This is a genomic window from Ruegeria sp. BB5 (genome assembly GCF_056539405.1).
Window position 1 is genome coordinate 68084 of record NZ_JBQFUX010000001.1, and the last position, 17888, is coordinate 85971.

Annotated in this window: 18 protein-coding genes and 1 pseudogene; 8 read left to right on the top strand and 11 right to left on the bottom strand. The window is 57.5% G+C overall.

Going from position 1 to position 17888, the window contains the following annotated elements; translation table 11 throughout:
- Positions 1-21: 21 nt before the first annotated feature.
- Both clpA and gloB read right to left on the bottom strand, forming a co-directional pair.
- A complete protein-coding gene (clpA, locus tag ACR0DL_RS00310; protein ID WP_170347815.1) occupies positions 22-2346 on the bottom strand; it encodes an ATP-dependent Clp protease ATP-binding subunit ClpA in 2325 nt (774 codons plus the stop codon).
- A 166-nt stretch (positions 2347-2512) separates the two neighbouring features.
- A complete protein-coding gene (gene gloB / locus ACR0DL_RS00315; RefSeq protein ID WP_480687057.1) occupies positions 2513-3280 on the bottom strand; it encodes a hydroxyacylglutathione hydrolase in 768 nt (255 codons plus the stop codon).
- 61 nt (positions 3281-3341) lie between these two features.
- Here gloB and ACR0DL_RS00320 point away from each other — a divergent pair, with 61 nt between their 5' ends.
- The 7 genes from ACR0DL_RS00320 to ACR0DL_RS00350 all read left to right on the top strand — a co-directional run bounded on the left by ACR0DL_RS00320 (position 3342) and on the right by ACR0DL_RS00350 (position 9713).
- Complete coding sequence (locus ACR0DL_RS00320) at positions 3342-4076, top strand: class I SAM-dependent methyltransferase (protein WP_170347817.1); 735 nt, start codon at positions 3342-3344, stop codon at positions 4074-4076.
- A gap of 311 nt (positions 4077-4387) precedes the next feature.
- Positions 4388-4948 (top strand): F0F1 ATP synthase subunit delta, encoded by a 561-nt coding sequence (locus ACR0DL_RS00325; protein ID WP_170347818.1) that lies wholly within the window; start codon positions 4388-4390, stop codon positions 4946-4948.
- Positions 4949-6487, top strand: a complete 1539-nt coding sequence (gene atpA / locus ACR0DL_RS00330) for a F0F1 ATP synthase subunit alpha (protein ID WP_170347819.1) — start codon at positions 4949-4951, stop codon at positions 6485-6487.
- 15 nt (positions 6488-6502) lie between these two features.
- Entirely contained in the window at positions 6503-7378 is an 876-nt protein-coding gene (locus tag ACR0DL_RS00335; RefSeq protein WP_058280013.1) for a F0F1 ATP synthase subunit gamma, read from the top strand.
- 19 nt (positions 7379-7397) lie between these two features.
- On the top strand, positions 7398-8822 hold the full coding sequence (atpD, locus tag ACR0DL_RS00340; RefSeq protein ID WP_170347820.1) for a F0F1 ATP synthase subunit beta: 1425 nt from the start codon (positions 7398-7400) through the stop codon (positions 8820-8822).
- Between the two features lie 12 nt (positions 8823-8834).
- Positions 8835-9245, top strand: a complete 411-nt coding sequence (locus ACR0DL_RS00345; RefSeq protein WP_058280015.1) for a F0F1 ATP synthase subunit epsilon — start codon at positions 8835-8837, stop codon at positions 9243-9245.
- 117 nt (positions 9246-9362) lie between these two features.
- Positions 9363-9713 (top strand): H-type lectin domain-containing protein, encoded by a 351-nt coding sequence (locus ACR0DL_RS00350; protein ID WP_480687059.1) that lies wholly within the window; start codon positions 9363-9365, stop codon positions 9711-9713.
- A 351-nt stretch (positions 9714-10064) separates the two neighbouring features.
- On the opposite strand, the gene ACR0DL_RS00355 is transcribed toward ACR0DL_RS00350, so the two are convergent.
- The 3 genes from ACR0DL_RS00355 to ACR0DL_RS00365 form a co-directional block, all read right to left on the bottom strand.
- Positions 10065-10457, bottom strand: coding sequence for a hypothetical protein (locus ACR0DL_RS00355; protein WP_480687061.1), 393 nt, complete (start codon positions 10455-10457; stop codon positions 10065-10067).
- A 301-nt stretch (positions 10458-10758) separates the two neighbouring features.
- Positions 10759-11208 (bottom strand): ribose 5-phosphate isomerase B, encoded by a 450-nt coding sequence (rpiB, locus tag ACR0DL_RS00360; protein WP_480687063.1) that lies wholly within the window; start codon positions 11206-11208, stop codon positions 10759-10761.
- A 103-nt stretch (positions 11209-11311) separates the two neighbouring features.
- Positions 11312-12331: a ribose-phosphate pyrophosphokinase gene (locus ACR0DL_RS00365; RefSeq protein ID WP_170347825.1), complete on the bottom strand. Its 1020-nt coding sequence runs from the start codon at positions 12329-12331 to the stop codon at positions 11312-11314.
- Positions 12332-12439: 108 nt separating this feature from the next.
- Between ACR0DL_RS00365 and ACR0DL_RS00370 the strand changes: the two genes are divergently transcribed.
- Entirely contained in the window at positions 12440-13042 is a 603-nt protein-coding gene (locus ACR0DL_RS00370; protein ID WP_480687065.1) for a DsbA family protein, read from the top strand.
- Positions 13043-13054: 12 nt separating this feature from the next.
- Here ACR0DL_RS00370 and ACR0DL_RS00375 read toward each other — a convergent pair whose 3' ends face one another.
- From ACR0DL_RS00375 to ACR0DL_RS00400, 6 genes and pseudogenes are all read right to left on the bottom strand, one after another.
- The gene (locus ACR0DL_RS00375; protein WP_480687067.1) at positions 13055-14089 is read right to left on the bottom strand and encodes a threonine aldolase family protein; all 1035 of its coding nucleotides are present in this window, start codon (positions 14087-14089) and stop codon (positions 13055-13057) included.
- On the bottom strand, positions 14089-14562 hold the full coding sequence (locus ACR0DL_RS00380; protein WP_170547940.1) for a YcgN family cysteine cluster protein: 474 nt from the start codon (positions 14560-14562) through the stop codon (positions 14089-14091). The genes ACR0DL_RS00375 and ACR0DL_RS00380 overlap by 1 nt, the downstream gene beginning before the upstream one ends.
- Complete coding sequence (locus ACR0DL_RS00385; RefSeq protein ID WP_480687069.1) at positions 14559-15491, bottom strand: bifunctional riboflavin kinase/FAD synthetase; 933 nt, start codon at positions 15489-15491, stop codon at positions 14559-14561. The genes ACR0DL_RS00380 and ACR0DL_RS00385 overlap by 4 nt, the downstream gene beginning before the upstream one ends.
- 51 nt (positions 15492-15542) lie before the next feature.
- Positions 15543-16234 (bottom strand): annotated as a pseudogene (locus ACR0DL_RS00390) (Stf0 family sulfotransferase).
- A 128-nt stretch (positions 16235-16362) separates the two neighbouring features.
- Positions 16363-16806 (bottom strand): MaoC family dehydratase, encoded by a 444-nt coding sequence (locus ACR0DL_RS00395; protein WP_058275996.1) that lies wholly within the window; start codon positions 16804-16806, stop codon positions 16363-16365.
- A gap of 100 nt (positions 16807-16906) precedes the next feature.
- Positions 16907-17782, bottom strand: a complete 876-nt coding sequence (locus ACR0DL_RS00400; RefSeq protein ID WP_170347831.1) for a TIGR01459 family HAD-type hydrolase — start codon at positions 17780-17782, stop codon at positions 16907-16909.
- Between the last annotated feature and the right edge of the window lie 106 nt (positions 17783-17888).

Here is a 17888-nt window from a genome sequence, read left to right on the forward strand (position 1 = left end):
TCTTTCTGTAGCACGATGCAATCAATCTGCGGTTAGCAGCGGGGGCTTGTCCCCCGGAATGCGCGGCTGATCGGGGCCGAAGATTTCCAGGTTCAACTCGCCCTTCTTGACCGAGACACGGACCACACCACCCTTCGCCAGCTTGCCGAACAGCAACTCCTCTGCCAGAGGTTTCTTGATGTGTTCCTGGATCACCCGGCCCAGAGGACGCGCGCCCATCTTGTCGTCATAGCCCTTGTCGGCCAGCCATTCGGCGGCTTTGGGCGTCAGGTCGATGGTCACGTTTCGATCCAGCAATTGCGCCTCAAGCTGCAGGACGAATTTCTCGACCACTTGCAGGATGACCTCTTTCGGCAGAGGTGCGAACGAGATCACGGCGTCCAGGCGGTTGCGGAATTCCGGCGTGAACATGCGTTCGATCGCAGCGGTATCCTCGCCCTCGCGGCGGTCACGGGCAAAGCCAATGGCGGCCTTGGCCTGTTCCTGCGCACCCGCGTTCGACGTCATGATCAGAACCACGTTGCGGAAATTCACCGTGCGGCCGTTGTGATCGGTCAGCTCACCGTGGTCCATCACTTGCAGCAGGATGTTGAACACGTCCGGGTGGGCCTTTTCGATCTCATCCAGCAGCAGCACGCAATGCGGATGCTGGTCGACGCCGTCAGTCAGCAGACCACCCTGATCGAACCCGACATAGCCCGGAGGGGCACCGATCAAACGGGAAACCGCGTGCTTTTCCATATATTCCGACATGTCAAAGCGCAGCAGTTCCACACCCAGCGTATCTGCGAGCTGTTTCGCGACCTCGGTTTTACCCACACCGGTTGGACCAGCGAACAGATAGTTGCCGATGGGCTTTTCTGGTTCACGCAGACCGGCGCGGGCCAGCTTGATTGCGCTGGCAAGCGCCTCAATAGCCTCGTCCTGACCAAACACCACCCGTTTCAACGAAGTTTCCAGATCTTTCAGAACCTCCGCATCGTCCTTGGTGACGTTTTTGGGCGGAATGCGCGCGATTTTAGCAACGACGGCCTCGATCTCTTTCACACCGATGGTCTTGCGGCGTTTGCTTTCTGCGACCAGATGCTGTGCGGCACCGGCCTCATCGATCACGTCGATGGCCTTATCTGGCAGTTTGCGGTCGTTGATATAGCGCGCCGACAGTTCTACGGCGGTTTTGATCGCATCCGCAGTGTACTTGATCTCGTGATGTTTCTCGAAATAGGGTTTCAGACCGCGCAGGATTTTTACGCTATCTTCAACCGAAGGTTCATTCACGTCGATCTTCTGGAACCGGCGGCTGAGCGCGCGGTCTTTTTCGAAATGTTGACGGAACTCTTTATAAGTGGTCGAGCCCATGGTGCGCAGCTTGCCGCCCTGCAGGGCAGGTTTCAGCAGGTTCGACGCATCCATCGCGCCACCCGAAGTCGCACCGGCACCGATCACGGTGTGAATCTCGTCAATAAACAGCACAGCGTCGGGGTGATCTTCCAATTCCGTCACGACTGCTTTCAGCCGTTCCTCGAAATCACCGCGATAGCGGGTGCCCGCAAGCAGTGCGCCCATATCCAGCGAATAAATGGTGGTGTTCGACAGCACATCAGGGGCTTCGCCGCCCACGATCTTGTGGGCCAAACCCTCGGCAATGGCGGTTTTGCCCACGCCCGGGTCACCCACCAGCAGCGGGTTGTTCTTGCGGCGACGGCATAGCACCTGAATGCAGCGTTCCACCTCATCGGCGCGACCGATCAGGGGGTCGACATCGCCTGCACGCGACTTGGCGTTCAGATCTATGCAATATTTCCCCAGCGCGCTTTCTTTCTGATCACCATCAGTGGTGCTGGATTGAGCCTCTTCCTCGACCTGATCCGCGCCGGAAACCGAGCGGTTTTCGCCATATGCCGGATCTTTGGCCACACCGTGTGCGATGAAATTCACCGCGTCATAGCGCGTCATGTCCTGTTCTTGCAGGAAATAGGCCGCGTTGCTTTCGCGTTCAGCAAAGATAGCGACCAGTACGTTGGCTCCGGTCACTTCGGTGCGGCCCGAACTTTGCACGTGGATCGCGGCGCGCTGAATCACGCGCTGGAAAGCGGCGGTTGGTACGGCCTCGGACCCATCAATGTCGGTGACCAGATTGGACAGGTCTTCGTCGATGAATTCGACCAAAGTGCTGCGCAATTCTTCCAGATCGACGCTGCAGGCTTTCATGACGCGGATGGCATCGGGTTCTTCCAGCAGCGCCAGCAGCAGATGTTCCAGCGTTGCAAATTCATGTCGCCGTTCATTCGCAGCCGCAAGGGCCGCGTGGATGGCTTGTTCTAAAGTGCTCGAGAATGAAGGCACGCGGGTGCTCCTCTATCTTGGGTCGAAAGGGGCAAGATGTGGCCCCGGTTCAACCATGTCCTCATACTAATAGAGTTTGGTTGATCGTGGCCCGGCTTCAAGGGTTTTCTTTCACTTGACAGTCACATTTCCTGTGACCGTGGCCGTGAAGAGCGCGAAATAAGCACTAGAAGCGGTCTTTTCTAGCCCTGATTTCGGCAAAAACGGCAGCCGGTTCGACGTTTTCCATGCCCAAATGGTTCTGAATCGCCGGATCTGTGGCACGCAGGAAGGGGTTTGTGGCCTTTTCCAGCGCGAGACTCGAGGGAACTGTAGGTTTTCCGGCGGCGCGGGCGGCGTCGATATCTGCCATGCGTTGCTGCAATGCGGCGTTGTCCGGATCGACCGTAATGGCGAATTTGGCGTTGGATTGCGTATATTCGTGACCCGAATACACGATTGTTTCGTCGGGCAGCGCGGCCAGTTTGGAAAGAGATTGCCACATCTGCGGGGCGGTGCCCTCGAAAAGGCGACCGCAGCCCAGGGCCATCAGGCTGTCTGCGGTGAAAACGGCAGCACTTTGCGGCATGTAAATTGCAACATGGCCGACTGTGTGGCCCGACACATCCAAAACTTGCACCGGTTCGCCGCCGACCTCGAACGAGTCGCCCTCGGCCACTTGCTGATCCAACGGGGGCAGGCGGTGAGCGTCGGCGGCAGCACCAATGACCTTGGCGGGGTGTCTTTCCAGAACACCGGCTAATCCGTCGACATGATCCCAGTGATGATGGGTCAGCAACACGTGACTTAGGGTCCAGCCGCGGGCGTCCAGTTCTGCCAGAATCGGCCCAGCTTCGGGGGCGTCAATCAGGGCGGTCTGGCCACTGGTGGCGTCATGCGCCAGAAAAGCATAATTATCGCTGAGACATGGGATGGTTACGATCTCAAGAGGCATGGCCTTTTGCCCTTTCGTTGCTAGACTGCGCCCAGCTAAGCCGATTGACCAGGTGTCCGCAATGCATCTCGATGTGCAGGATCTGAGGAATTTCTACTACCGCAGCACATTGGGCCGTGCGGCGCAGGCCGCTATTCGTGGACGGTTGACGCAGTTGTGGCCCGAGGCCAAAGGTCAGACCGTAGTAGGCTTTGGCTTCGCGGTGCCACTTTTGCGGCCATATCTGGCAGAAGCGCGTCGTGTCATCGGCTTGATGCCAGGGCCGCAGGGGGTCATGCCCTGGCCTGCCGGGATGCCCAATGTCTCTGTGCTGACCGAAGAAACACTCTGGCCCATTGAAACCGGGCACGTGGACAAATTGGTCGTGATGCACGGGTTGGAGACCTCAGGCCAGCCCAGCGAATTGCTGAACGAATGCTGGCGGGTTCTCGGACCAGGAGGGCGCGCGATTTTCATTGTGCCGAACCGGGCCGGGCTGTGGTCGCGATCAGATCGAACGCCCTTTGGATTCGGGCGCCCGTATTCGGCGTCGCAGTTGGAAAGCCAGCTCAAGGCGCATCACTTCATTCCCGAAGGCCACTGCTCGGCCCTGTATATGCCGCCTTCGTTTCGCCGGTTCTGGTTGAAATCGGGCAGTCTGATCGAAAAAACTGGTCAACGCATGCCAACGGTGATGGCCGGGGGCGTGCTGATGGTAGAGGTCACCAAGCACATCCGCCCCCCCAGCGGCACCGTCACAAAAGATACCGAACGTCGCCCGATCAAGGCGCTAGATGGACTGTTGAAGCCAGCATAATTCTTGTGTCGATTTGGGACGTTTCAAAGCCCGAATTTGCGGGAAATAGGTCACAGGAATCGCAAAAACCTACACTTTCGTAACATTTTTCCTGCCTTCCAGCCGGATAAAAGGGTCGCACCCTCCGTAAGTAATTGAAACAAAACATTTTGTGGATAAAGTGCTTGCCGTGATAATATATTGCTAGCTTGGTTCGGCTCTGCTACATCCCCGGTGATTTTGATCCCCGGCCGTCTGGGCGGGGTTTCCTCACGCCCCCGTGGTAGCGGCCGCTACTCAAAATCGGGGCCTCAAATATCGGAAGGGTGGACGTGTCCGAACCAGCTTCGATTTCCACTGGCATTGCTGAACGCTATGCCACCGCGATCTTTGAGATCGCCAAAGAGAATAATGACCTTGCAGGTCTGGAAACCGGCATCAACGATTTGGCAGCAGCTTTGGGCGAAAGCGCCGACTTGCGCGACCTGATTGCATCGCCGCTGGTATCCCGCGCCGAACAGGAAGCAGCGATTACCGCGATTGCCGACAAGATGGGTCTGCATACCATCCTGCGCAACACGCTGGGTCTGATGGCCGAAAAGCGCCGCCTGTTTGTTATTCCGCAACTGGTGCAGGTACTGCGCGACATGCTGGCAGACGAGCGCGGCGAAGTGACCGCCGATGTCGCCTCGGCCAAGGCGTTGACCAAGACGCAACTGGATAAACTGTCCAAGACGCTGTCCGAGCGTGTGGGCAAGACCGTGACAATCAATGCGACCGTTGATGAAAGCCTCATCGGCGGTCTTGTCGTTAAAGTGGGCTCGAAAATGATCGATAGCTCGATCCGTTCGAAGCTGAACTCCCTACAGAATGCAATGAAAGAGGTCGGATAAATGGGAATCCAAGCTGCAGAGATTTCTGCAATCCTGAAGGACCAGATCAAGAATTTTGGTCAGGAAGCCGAAGTGGCCGAGATTGGCCGCGTGCTGAGCGTCGGTGACGGGATTGCCCGTGTATACGGCCTGGACAACGTACAAGCCGGTGAGATGGTCGAATTCCCCGGTGGCATCATGGGCATGGCGCTGAACCTGGAAAGCGACAACGTCGGTGTCGTTATCTTCGGTTCCGACCGTGACATTAAAGAAGGTGACACCGTCAAGCGCACCAACTCGATCGTGGACGTTCCGATCGGTGACGAGCTGCTGGGCCGTGTTGTTGACGGTCTGGGCAACCCGCTGGACGGCAAAGGCCCGATCAACGCAACCAAGCGTGGCGTTGCAGACGTTAAGGCACCAGGCATCATCCCGCGTAAGTCGGTTCACGAGCCGATGGCAACCGGCCTGAAATCGGTTGACGCGATGATCCCGATTGGCCGTGGCCAGCGTGAGCTGATCATTGGTGACCGTCAGACCGGTAAAACTGCCGTTGCTCTGGACGCGATCCTGAACCAGAAAGTGTACAATGACGCAGCAGGCGACGACGAGTCGAAGAAACTGTACTGCGTTTACGTTGCCATCGGTCAAAAGCGTTCGACCGTTGCGCAGCTGGTGAAGAAGCTGGAAGAATCCGGTGCGATTGAATACTCGATCGTTGTGGCCGCAACCGCGTCCGACCCGGCACCGATGCAGTTCCTGGCACCCTACGCTGCAACCGCGATGGCCGAATACTTCCGAGACAATGGCCGTCACGCGCTGATCATCTATGATGACTTGTCTAAGCAGGCTGTGTCCTATCGTCAGATGTCGCTGCTGCTGCGCCGCCCGCCCGGACGTGAAGCCTATCCTGGCGACGTTTTCTACCTCCACTCGCGCCTGCTGGAGCGTTCGGCGAAGCTGAACGAGGATTTCGGTGCGGGCTCGCTGACTGCTCTGCCGGTTATCGAAACTCAGGGTGGTGACGTTTCGGCGTTTATTCCGACCAACGTGATTTCGATCACCGACGGCCAGATCTTCCTGGAAACCGAACTGTTCTACCAGGGTATCCGTCCTGCTGTGAACACCGGTCTGTCGGTTTCGCGTGTGGGCTCTTCGGCTCAGACCAACTCGATGAAGTCGGTTGCCGGTCCGGTTAAACTGGAACTGGCTCAGTACCGTGAAATGGCTGCGTTTGCTCAGTTCGGTTCCGACCTGGACGCCGCGACCCAGCAGCTGCTGAACCGTGGTGCGCGTCTGACCGAGCTTATGAAACAGCCGCAGTACTCGCCGCTGACCAATGCTGAAATCGTCTGCGTCATCTTCGCCGGTACCAACGGTTACCTCGACAAGATCGACGTGTCCGATGTTGGCCGTTACGAAGCTGGCCTGCTGGCGCACCTGCGTGGCAAGCACGCGGATCTGCTTCAGTGGATCACGGACGAAGATCCCAAGATCAAGGGTGACGCTTCCGATAAGATCAAGGCTGCGCTGGACGAATACGCCGCAACCTTCGCTTAAGGGAGAGGCGGGCATATGCCAAATCTTAAGGACCTTAAAAATAGGATCGAGTCGGTCAAATCGACCCGCAAGATCACCAAGGCCATGCAGATGGTCGCGGCTGCAAAACTGCGCCGCGCCCAGGAATCTGCCGAAGCCTCGCGCCCCTATGCCGAACGGTTCAATGCCGTGATGGCGGGGCTGGCGGCGTCGGTCGGGGGCAGCGACAGCGCCCCCAAGCTGCTCCGTGGTACGGGCAGTGATGATGTCCATCTGCTGGTTGTCATGACAGCTGAACGCGGCCTGTGCGGCGGCTTCAACTCGAACATCGCCAAGCTGGCCCGTCAAAAAGCGGACGAGCTGCGCGCCAAAGGCAAGACGATCAAAGTTCTGACCGTCGGCAAAAAAGGCCGCGACGCGCTGAAGCGTGATTTTGGCGATCTGTTCGTTGGACATATCGACCTGAGCGAGGTCAAGCGTCTGGGTTACACCAATGCGCAAGACATCGCGAAGGACGTCCTGTCGCGCTTTGACGGGGGTGAGTTCGACGTTGCCACGATCTTCTATTCGAAGTTCGTCAACGTTGTGACCCAAATCCCGACGGCACAGCAGGTCATCCCCGCCTCGTTCGAGGAAACCGAGGGTGACGATAGCGGTGCTGTTTTCGACTACGAGCCCAGCGAAGAGGCCATCTTGGCCGACCTGCTGCCCAAGGGGGTTGCAACCGCGATCTTCTCGGCCCTGCTCGAAAACGGAGCGTCTGAACAGGGTGCACGGATGTCCGCAATGGACAACGCGACACGCAACGCGGGTGAAATGATCGACAAGCTGACGATCCAGTTCAACCGCTCGCGTCAGGCCGTGATCACCAACGAGCTGATTGAAATTATTTCCGGCGCCGAAGCGCTGTAAGAAAACCGGAGACAACAATATGGCGAATGCAAAAGGCAAAGTCACACAGATCATCGGGGCCGTCGTTGACGTGCACTTCGAAGATCAGCTGCCTGAAATTCTGAACGCGCTGGAAACCGAAAACAACGGCAAGCGTCTGGTACTGGAAGTTGCCCAGCACCTGGGTGAAAACACTGTCCGCACCATCGCGATGGACGCGACCGAAGGTCTGGTTCGTGGCGCGGAAGTCACCGACATGGGCGCACCGATCTCGGTTCCGGTTGGTAACGCCACCCTGGGCCGCATCCTGAACGTTGTTGGCGATCCCATCGACGAAAAGGGCCCGGTTGAGGCAACCGAATCCCGCGCCATCCACCAGCCTGCACCGACCTTCGCAGAACAGTCGACCGAGTCGGAAGTTCTGGTCACCGGCATCAAGGTTGTGGACCTGCTGGCCCCTTACGCCAAAGGCGGTAAGATCGGCCTGTTCGGCGGCGCCGGCGTTGGTAAAACCGTTCTGATCATGGAACTGATCAACAACATCGCAAAAGTGCACTCGGGCTTCTCGGTGTTCGCGGGTGTTGGTGAACGGACCCGTGAAGGGAACGACCTGTACCACGAGATGATCGAATCGAATGTTATCAAGCCGGACAACCTGTCGGAATCGCAGGTGGCCCTGGTTTACGGTCAGATGAACGAACCTCCCGGAGCGCGTGCGCGTGTTGCTCTGACCGGCCTGACCCTGGCCGAGCAGTTCCGCGACCAGTCCGGTACCGACGTTCTGTTCTTCGTCGACAACATCTTCCGCTTTACGCAGGCGGGTTCCGAGGTTTCGGCTCTGCTGGGTCGTATTCCTTCGGCGGTGGGCTACCAGCCGACACTGGCCACTGACATGGGTGCCCTGCAGGAACGCATCACCTCGACCAAGTCGGGCTCGATCACCTCGGTGCAGGCGATCTACGTGCCTGCGGACGACCTTACCGACCCTGCGCCGGCAACCTCGTTCGCTCACTTGGATGCGACTACCGTTCTTAACCGAGCGATCTCGGAAAAGGGTATCTACCCTGCGGTTGACCCGCTCGACTCGACTTCGCGTCTGCTCGACCCGGCCATCGTTGGCGAAGAGCATTATCAGGTTGCGACCGATGTTCAGCAGATCCTTCAGCGCTACAAGTCGCTACAGGACATCATCGCCATCCTTGGCATGGACGAGCTGTCGGAAGAGGACAAACTGACCGTGGCCCGTGCCCGTAAGATCGAACGCTTCATGTCGCAGCCGTTCGACGTGGCGCAGGTCTTCACCGGCTCGCCGGGCGTTCAGGTTCCTCTGGATGTCACCATCGCGTCGTTCAAGGCCGTTGTGGCTGGCGAATACGATCACCTGCCCGAAGCGGCCTTCCTGATGGTTGGCGGCATCGACGAAGTGATCGCCAAAGCGGAAAAGATGGCCGCAGAAGCCGCCTAAGGAGTATCCCTGATGGCAAACACGATGCAATTCGACCTCGTCAGCCCCGAGCGGAGCCTTGCTTCGCTCAGCGCGACGGCGGTCCAGATTCCCGGCGCGGACGGGGACATGACGGCGATGCCCGATCATGCCCCCACCATCACCACGCTGCGCCCGGGCATCCTGAAGGTCGAAGCACCTGAAGGGTCCAGCGAATACCTGGTCACCGGTGGGTTTGCTCAGATCAATGGCGATGGCCTGTCGGTTCTGGCCGAAAAGGCGATCCCGGTTGCCGAAGTGACACGCTCACACCTGGACGATCTGATCGCCGAGGCACGCGCGTCGCACGAGGCAGCGAAGGAAGGCGATGATCAGTCCATCGTTGACGACGCTGCCAAGTTGCTGGCCGACATGGAAGCCCTTGGAACGCATATGAGCCTGTAAGGCTCTGGCAATTCTTGTGATTTATAACGGCTCCGCCTGCGCGGGGCCGTTTTTTTGTCGTGATTTTGCCGAGGCAGCAGGATAGGTGTAAGGAATACAAAGACAAAGACATCAACAATGAAGACTTTTCGAACCCACCCTATTGGTATCGACCAAGGCGAGTCAGTGCTGTTTTCCGATTTCGCTGATGGCGGAGATATGTGGACGGGCGAGGGGCCACGCGAACGGCGGTCTGCGATCCTCTTCAGTCAGCCATTTCGAACCGCACCGGTGGTTCAGATTGGCGTGTCTTTATGGGATGTGGACACGTCCTCGGCGCTACGTGCCGAGGTGACGACTGCGGACATTACACCTGAGGGCTTTTTTGCCGTATTCCGAACCTGGTCGGATACGCGAATTGCCCGGATACGGGTGACATGGACGGCCATTGGTGAGGTCGCACATGAGGATGACTGGGATATCTCGTGATTGATTCAACGCCTGAGCCAGGAAGTGGTTTGAAAAACATGCTGCGCGCTTTTCGGGATAATCAGTGTAGTCTGGAAAACAACCAGTTCCACTCGTAAGGATTAGCACCGCTCAGAATTATGGCGCAAATCGTTATGACGGCTCCAAGCACGCAAAAGACGGGAACACGACCCAAGGCAAAACCACGCACGAAAAATCCGATAAATCCTATGAGCAGAGAAAGCATAGGGAGACCAATCATAATCACGCTGGCCCCAAGGGCGTACTCTCGGGCACTCTCGGTATCCATCGAGTGGGCGATTTTGCCTGTAATAAGGTAAAATGTGGCAATGGCGCCAAAGCTGAAGCCTACTATGGAACATATGGTCCGAGCCCTGTTTGACGTAATACGCTTTCGACGCCTCCCGTTTCGGAGGCGTCCGAGATCGCCTTGTTCCGCTGTTTGTCACCAGCCAAAATGCCGCGGTACATAAGGATACAGCCAGCCACTAACGCGAACACCCCCGCAACACCCAGCCCGGCTGCGGCACCGATCCCATAGCTTTGCTTTATAACCTCGTAACTTTCGTTCGCCTGTTTTACTGCTTGTTGCCCGACACTCAAAAACAGTATGCCGACAAGGACCTTCCAGTGATTTGGTCGGAGTGATGGAGCTTTTGTATCTTTTTGCGAAAGGTCAGAGGTTGCTTGAGGGTTATTGGCGTTGATGCGTTGAATGCGGTCTTGAAAGCTTGTGTTGGACATGGGTCGAGGTCTGAAACTCTATCAGTTAGTGCTTGTAGATTTTTTGCCAGGGCAATGTGTTGAAAATTGGTCCGACGTCAGCGCAATTGATGCGCCGAAGCCAAGAAAGGAGCCGCAACACAATTGGGTGTGAGACGTCTGAACTTTTCTACGTTTGACAACATTCGTAGCGCTAAGGCACAGGTCGCTCATAAAGTTGTTTCGCCGACATGCATTGACGTGTTCCAGACACGGTCCAACCAAGCTCTGCAAGCGGGCGTTGCCAGGATTGCGGTGGTCTGAAGTGGCGTGAAATGCTGCTCTAGGCCTCATTTCCCTCAATCATGTCCACACGGGTCGCGTGACGGCCGCCTTCAAACTCGGCGGTCAGAAAGGCATCGACGATATCCAAGGCCTGACCTTCACCGACAACGCGCGCACCGATGGACAGCATGTTGGCATCGTTATGCTGGCGGATCATCCGGGCCGAGAACGCGTCGGAGCAAACACCACAGCGGATACCGGGCACCTTGTTGGCGGCCATCATGATGCCCTGTCCGGTGCCGCACAAAACGATCCCCAGCTGACACTCGCCCGAGGCTACGGCCTGCGCGGCGGCTTTGCCGTGCTTGGGGTAATGCGTGCTTTCGGGAGTTGTAGGGCCGATGTCCACCACTTCCCATCCATTTGCCGCAACATGGTCGGCAACAGCCTGACGTAAATCAATGGCTGCGTGGTCACTGGAGAGAACGATGCGTTTGTTGACTGTCATGGGACTTTCCACAGATAACCACGCTGATTTTCGTGGCAGGTTGGTCGCGGGCGCGGAGGACTGCAAAGGGAAGGGCGGCCCAAAAGGACCGCCCGATCCAAATTTAGTCCATGTGGTACATAGACTCGTAGATCGGGATCAAGGTCTTGTCTTCGAATAGCGACGACACGCTGGTACCGTTCCAGATATTCAGGATCGCCTGCGTGAAGATCGGAGACGTTGGTACGATGCGGATGTTCTTGGCTTTTGCGATCTCTGGGGTTGGCTGGATCGTGTCGGTTAGCACCAACGACTTCATTACCGAATTGGTTACGCGTTCGACTGCCGGGCCGCTCATGACGCCGTGTGTGATGTAAGAGTGCACCTCTTTCGCACCATTATCCATCAGTACCTGAGCCGCTTTGCACAACGTGCCGGCAGTGTCGCACATGTCGTCCACGATCAGGCAAATCTTGTCTTTGACATCGCCGATCACGGTCATTTCTGCCACTTCGCCAGCCTTTTCGCGTCGTTTGTCAACGATCGACAAGGGGGCGCTGATGCGTTTGGCAAGTTCACGTGCACGGGCCACACCGCCCACGTCGGGCGAGACAACCATAAGTTCATCCAGGTTGTTCTTGAACTGGTGTTTTACATCCAGTGCAAAGATTGGCGAGGCATAGAGGTTGTCGACCGGCATATCGAAGAACCCCTGAATCTGCGCTGCGTGCAGGTCCATGGTAAGGATCCGCTCGATCCCTGCACCGGTCAGCATGTTGGCCACCAGTTTGGCGCTGATCGGCGTGCGGGCCTTGGTACGGCGGTCCTGACGGGCATAACCGAAGTATGGGATAACGGCAGTGATCCTTTGGGCCGATGACCGGCGCAGCGCGTCGGCAATGATCAGCAGCTCCATCAGATTGTCATTGGCGGGGTTCGAGGTTGGCTGAACGATGAACATGTCCTCGCCACGCACGTTTTCGAACACTTCGACGAAAATCTCGCCGTCATTGAACCGTTCAACTCTCGCATCGACCAGACCCTGATCGACGCCGCGATACAGGCTCATGCGGCGAGCTATGGATTCGGCAAGCGGAAGATTTGCGTTCCCAGCGATAAGCTTGGGTTCGTTGAGTGTCGGCATCGGCTGAGGTCCCCGGGCAGCAATGGCAAATGTGACAGATTCGTGATGTTGACACCGCTTAGCATGGCCTTACCGTCCAGCAAAGGTAACGCAGCGGAGAAAGTGCACATGGCCCGGATTGACTACTATTTTGCGACAATTTCGCCATTCACCTATTTGGCAGGTGAGCGGCTGGAGGAGGTCGCGGCCAAGCATGGCGCGACGATCAATTACAAACCGCTGGATATCATGGCGCTGTTCGGGCGTACGGGGGGAACGCCGCCAAAAGATCGCCACCCGTCGCGCAATGAATACAGGGCGCAGGAACTGCTGCGCCAATCCAAGAACCTGGGAATAGAATTCAATCTGCAACCGGCGTATTGGCCGACCAATATGGCGCCGTCGTCCTATGCGGTGATTGCAGCCATGAAGGATGGGGCAGGGGATGTAGGTAAGTTGGTCCAGTCCTTGCTGCGGGCCTGTTGGGCCGAGGAAAAAGACATCGCACAGGATGATGTGATCCGCGATTGCCTGACGCAGGCGGGCTTTGACCCAAATCTGGCAGACAGTGGCCTGCTGGTCGGCGCCGAAACCTATGCCGCCAATCTGGAAGAGGCCGTTGAACGCGGCGTCTTTGGCGCGCCGTTCTACATTACTGAGGATGGCCAGCGGTTCTGGGGGCAGGACCGTTTAGATGATCTGGACCGGCACCTGACCGAGGCCAAGGGTTGACCGGCGTGCCAGTCAAAGCAGGTCGAGGAAACGGTCGATATCGTCGCTGCTGATCGACCAGTCACAGACCAGACGGCAGGCGAGCGTCTCTTCGTCACTTGCCCCGTCAAGTTCGGCCCCCCAAAGGTGGTAGATCGCCCCGGCCTCATGCAGTTGCTTGTGCCGGGCGCGGGAAAACTGGGCGAACACCATGTTGGCCTGCGGCTCGTGCAGGAAAGTCGCGCCCTTGGCGCGCAGGCCGTCGGCCAGGTGGGCACAATTGGCGTTGGCCTTACGTGCCATAGTCAACCACAGGTCATCCTGCAAATAGGCTGCCATCTGTGCGGACAGATAGCGATGTTTTGAAAACAGATGCGCACCGCGCTTGCGCCGCAGTTCAAACTCCCAGGCTTTGGATTCGTCAAAGAAGACAACTGCCTCGACCCCCATCAAACCGTTCTTGGTGCCGCCAAAGCTGACCGCATCGACGCCCGCTTTCCACGTCATTTCAGCCGGAGAACAGTTCAGCGCGACCAAAGCGTTTGTGAACCGAGCTCCATCCAGGTGGACGGGCAGGTCAAACTCCTTTGCTACGCCGCACAATGCCTGCAACTCCTCCAGCGAATAGACCGAGCCGCGCTCGGTCACCTGGGTGATCGAAACCGGTCCGCGTTGCGGACCATGCACACCGCGGGTTTCTTCGGCCAGAATGGAACGGCGCAGCGCTTCGGGATCCATCTTGTCGCCGCCGGGTACCAACGTCAGCTTGGTGCCACTGTAGAATTCCGGCGCGTTGCATTCATCCTCGTGGATATGGGCGACGGGCGAACAGAACACCGTCTCCCACGGCTGTGCCAGGGTTGCCAATGCCAGCGAGTTTGCCGCCGTTCCGGTGGCTACCAGATACACCGCAGCACCGGGCGCTTCAAAAATGCCGCGAATTCGATCGCGCACCTCATTCATCAGTGTGTCGGCCCCATAGGCCATCTGATAGCCCTGATTTGCTTCGTTCAAAGCGGTCATGACCTGCGGATGAACCGGCCCGGAATTGTCAGAGGCAAAATACATCAGCTGGGCTCCTCGATGATATAGTCTTCCCATTCTTCGATGGGTGTTTCGAACTCGGACACCGTGCGCCCCTGAACCGAGATTCCGGTAGCGTGAACACTGTCCGGCGTACCTGATATCAATGGGTGCCAGTCGTAAAGAGGTTTCCCTTCCCACAACAGCCTGTAAGCGCACGTTTGCGGCAGCCAATAGGCGTGATCGTCGATATTGTCGGGCTTCATCACGATACATTCCGGCACGAACTGGTGGCGGATATCGTATTGGGTGCAGCGGCAGGTCTCATCATCCAGCAGACGGCAGGCGACGCAGGTCAGGGCCACCTCGCCTGTGTCTTCGTCTTCAAGCTTGTTCAGACAACACTTGCCGCAGCCGTCGCAAAGCGCCTCCCACTCTTGCTCGTTCATTTTGGTTAGGGGTTTGCGTTCCCAGAACCGGGGGCTCAGGCCAGTGCGATCAATAGGATCGGCGGTCATAGCGTCGCCAGCAGTGTTCGGGCCTTGTCACAATCAGAGTTCATTTGTGCAATCAACCCGTCCAGCCCGTCGAAGGTCAATTCAGGTCGTAGATATTCAACCAGACCAATCGATAGGGTCGCACCATAAAGGTCGCCTGAAAAGTCGAACAGGAACGTTTCGATATTCGGCACTTCGCCCTTAAACATTGGCCGCGTCCCGACCGAGGCTGCGCCTTGATAGCTGCCTTGATGCGGGCCGTCCAACACATCGACCAGCACCGCGTAGACGCCGAATTTTGGCGGGTGCAGACCTTCGATGGACATGTTGGCGGTCGGGAAGCCCAACTCGCGGCCACGTTGTTCGCCGCCGATCACCGGACCCTCGATCCGATGCCAATGGCCCAGCATGGTTGCCGCATCGCGAGGGCGGCCTTCGGTCAGCGCTGTACGGATCGCGGTGGACGACACGATATTCTCGGACCGCTCCATCAAAGGTGCGATGGTGACGCCAAAGCCCATTTGTTGACCGAACCGAACCAGATCATCCGCCGTACCGCTGCGCCCCTTGCCGAAACAGAAATCGGCACCGACAACCACATGCGACAGGCCCAACCCATCGCAAATCACGTTCGACGCGAATTCTTCCGGAGACAGCCCGGCAAGGGCGGAATTGAAGGGCAGTTCATACAATTTCTTGACACCCAGCTTTTCTAGCCGGTGCGCTCGGGCATTGCAGCGCATCAGGCGAAAAGGCGGGGCTGCGGGTGCGAAGTACTCGCGTGGGTGCGGCTCAAAGGTCATCACCCCCAAAGGCGCATCCGACGCGGCATTGCGGGCCAGTTCGATCACAGACTGGTGGCCGATGTGTACGCCGTCAAAATTCCCGATCGCCACGCTGGCGCCGCGGTCCTGAGGCTCGATGAACTGAAAATCACGGATTATGCGCATAGCATCTGCCTAACGGGACTGCGGTTCGGGTTCAAGCATCTGATTGCATTGTCAGTGTGTGGGATGATCGGCCAAAAAACGTCTGGCCCATTCCCGGTTTTTCGAGTCTGCCAGCTTGTCGGTGGTGGGCGCGATCTCGGCACCCCGCGCGGGATCGATCCCCAGCAGGTGTAGTACATCGGTCAAAACGCCAATTGGATCGTTTTCAAGTTGTTCGTAATGGATGATATGCGGCGTGATCTGCTGCGCGGCGAACCAGTCACGCCAGGCCGCATCCGCTTCTTCAAGTTCAGCCATGTATCGGGCGATGTCGATCGGATCGTAAACCGGGGGGGCAGGTGGGGTGAGACGCTCCAACTCGGTCCCATCTGCGTTGCGGTGCCACAATCCGGTCTGTTCGGCTTTCACAATCGAAATAGCCTGTTCCAGCTTGTTGCGGCGATTAAGGTAAATGAAGCAGACCTCACCAAAGGTGGCTTCAGCCGGGCTAGGTCATCCCCGGCGGTCGGGTATAGAGTGCGCAATTGCTGAAGAAAGAATGCCCGAGTTTTGCCTTGCAGGCGCAATCCGAAGATGTCTGTACCGGCTTTCCCCTGGTGAATGGCCTCGGCAAAGATTGCGCGCAGGGTGCTTTTTGTACCCGGAAAAGCGGTGCGATCCAGATCGTAATACGCCATCCATTTTTCCAGGGTCGGGGCATGAAAGTACGAATCCGGCTTTTCTGCGCAACCCGTGGCGGCCATTAGCTGGCACAGCAAAGTGCTGCCGCTGTGCGAGTTCGTGCAAATTAAATAGCTGCCAAAATCGTTCACCGACCCGGGTCTGGACCGGGCCGGTGAACGAAACAAGGCTGGTAAAGCTGTGCTTTGGATCAGTCGAACTTGCGCGACGGGGCCAGAACCATTGCTTCGCCGACCAGAACCTTTTTGCCATCTACGGCGCAGTGGCAATCCAGTTTCACCCGACGCTTGGCAAAGTCGATGTCGATCACTTTGACCTCGGCATAGACCATGTCACCGGGGCGCACGGGGGCCAGGAATTTCAGCGACTGACCCATATACACGGTGCCGTGGCCGGGCAGTTGTTCGCCGATGACGGCCGAGATCAGGCCCGCCGTCAGCATCCCATGGGCGATGCGCCCCTCAAAGATCGTGTCGCGGGCATAGTCATCATCCAGATGCACCGGATTCCGGTCGGTCGAAACCTGCGCAAACATCTCGATATCTTCGTCAGTCACCACTTTGCGCAGGTGACGGGTCATGCCCATTTCGATGTCTTCAATACAGATCGTGCCGCGCGGAAGATTGTCCAACATGTCGCCCTCACTAGAATCCGTTGAGCAACAAAAGGATCAATGTTGCCCGTGTTCGGCAACTTTATTACTTCGCAAGCGCAGAAAATCAAGCCTTTTCTGCTTATCTCAGGCGACCGATTGTATAGGTGGGATTTATATTTTCCCTTGCGATGTAGTCAGTTAGCGATTCGTGGTGCGGATGATGCTCAGTTTTTGTTTCTGCAGCAGCCAATCCACCCGAGATAAACAGAGAATCAATCCCCTCACCCATGCCGCCCAGAATGTCGGTATGGGGGCCGTCACCGATCACCAAAATGTCGCCATCGGGGATGTCGTGGCCCAGTTCTTGCAGCCTACGGCGGGCCAGATCATAGATCGGCGGGTGGGGTTTGCCGAAGTACAGGCTTTCGCCGCCCATCTCCGTATACAGTTTGGCCAGCGCCCCGGCACACCATTCGCGCACCTCGCCCCGGTCGACCACAATATCGGGATTGGCGCACAGCAGCTTCATTCCCTTTTGCTTGGCATAGAGGAAATCCGCGCGGTTGACGGACGGGTCCGCCATCGGATCAAACGGACCGCAACAGACGATCCCTTCGGCCTCATCCAGCGGGACCCGTTCGATGTGGATCGGGTGGTGCAGTATTTTCAGCGGCTCAAAGAACCCCGCATCGCGCTGCCATTCGCCCATGAAATAGACCTTTTCCCCGACGGCGCCCCGGAACATCGCCGACCGCGCAGAATCGCCGCTGGTGGCGATGGTGTCATAGGCATCTTCGGGGACGTTGAATTGCACCAATTGTTGGGCAACGCCCGCGCGGGGTTTTGGAGAGTTCGTCACCAGCACGACAATCCCGCCTTTCGCACGATAGGCTTTGAGGGCAGCGACGGCCTCGGGGAAGGCGGTGATGCCGTTGTGAACACAGCCCCAAAGGTCAACGAACAGTGCTTTGTAGCGGTCGGATATGTCGGACAGGGCGTGGACGATCTGAGTCATTGAGGACCTCGGGCGAGTTGAATGCAAGGTTGCGTCAGCTATTGCAAAGCTGACGGGCTTTGACCATCCCGCAATGCCAATTGCCGCCGTTAAATGGCTGTGTCGG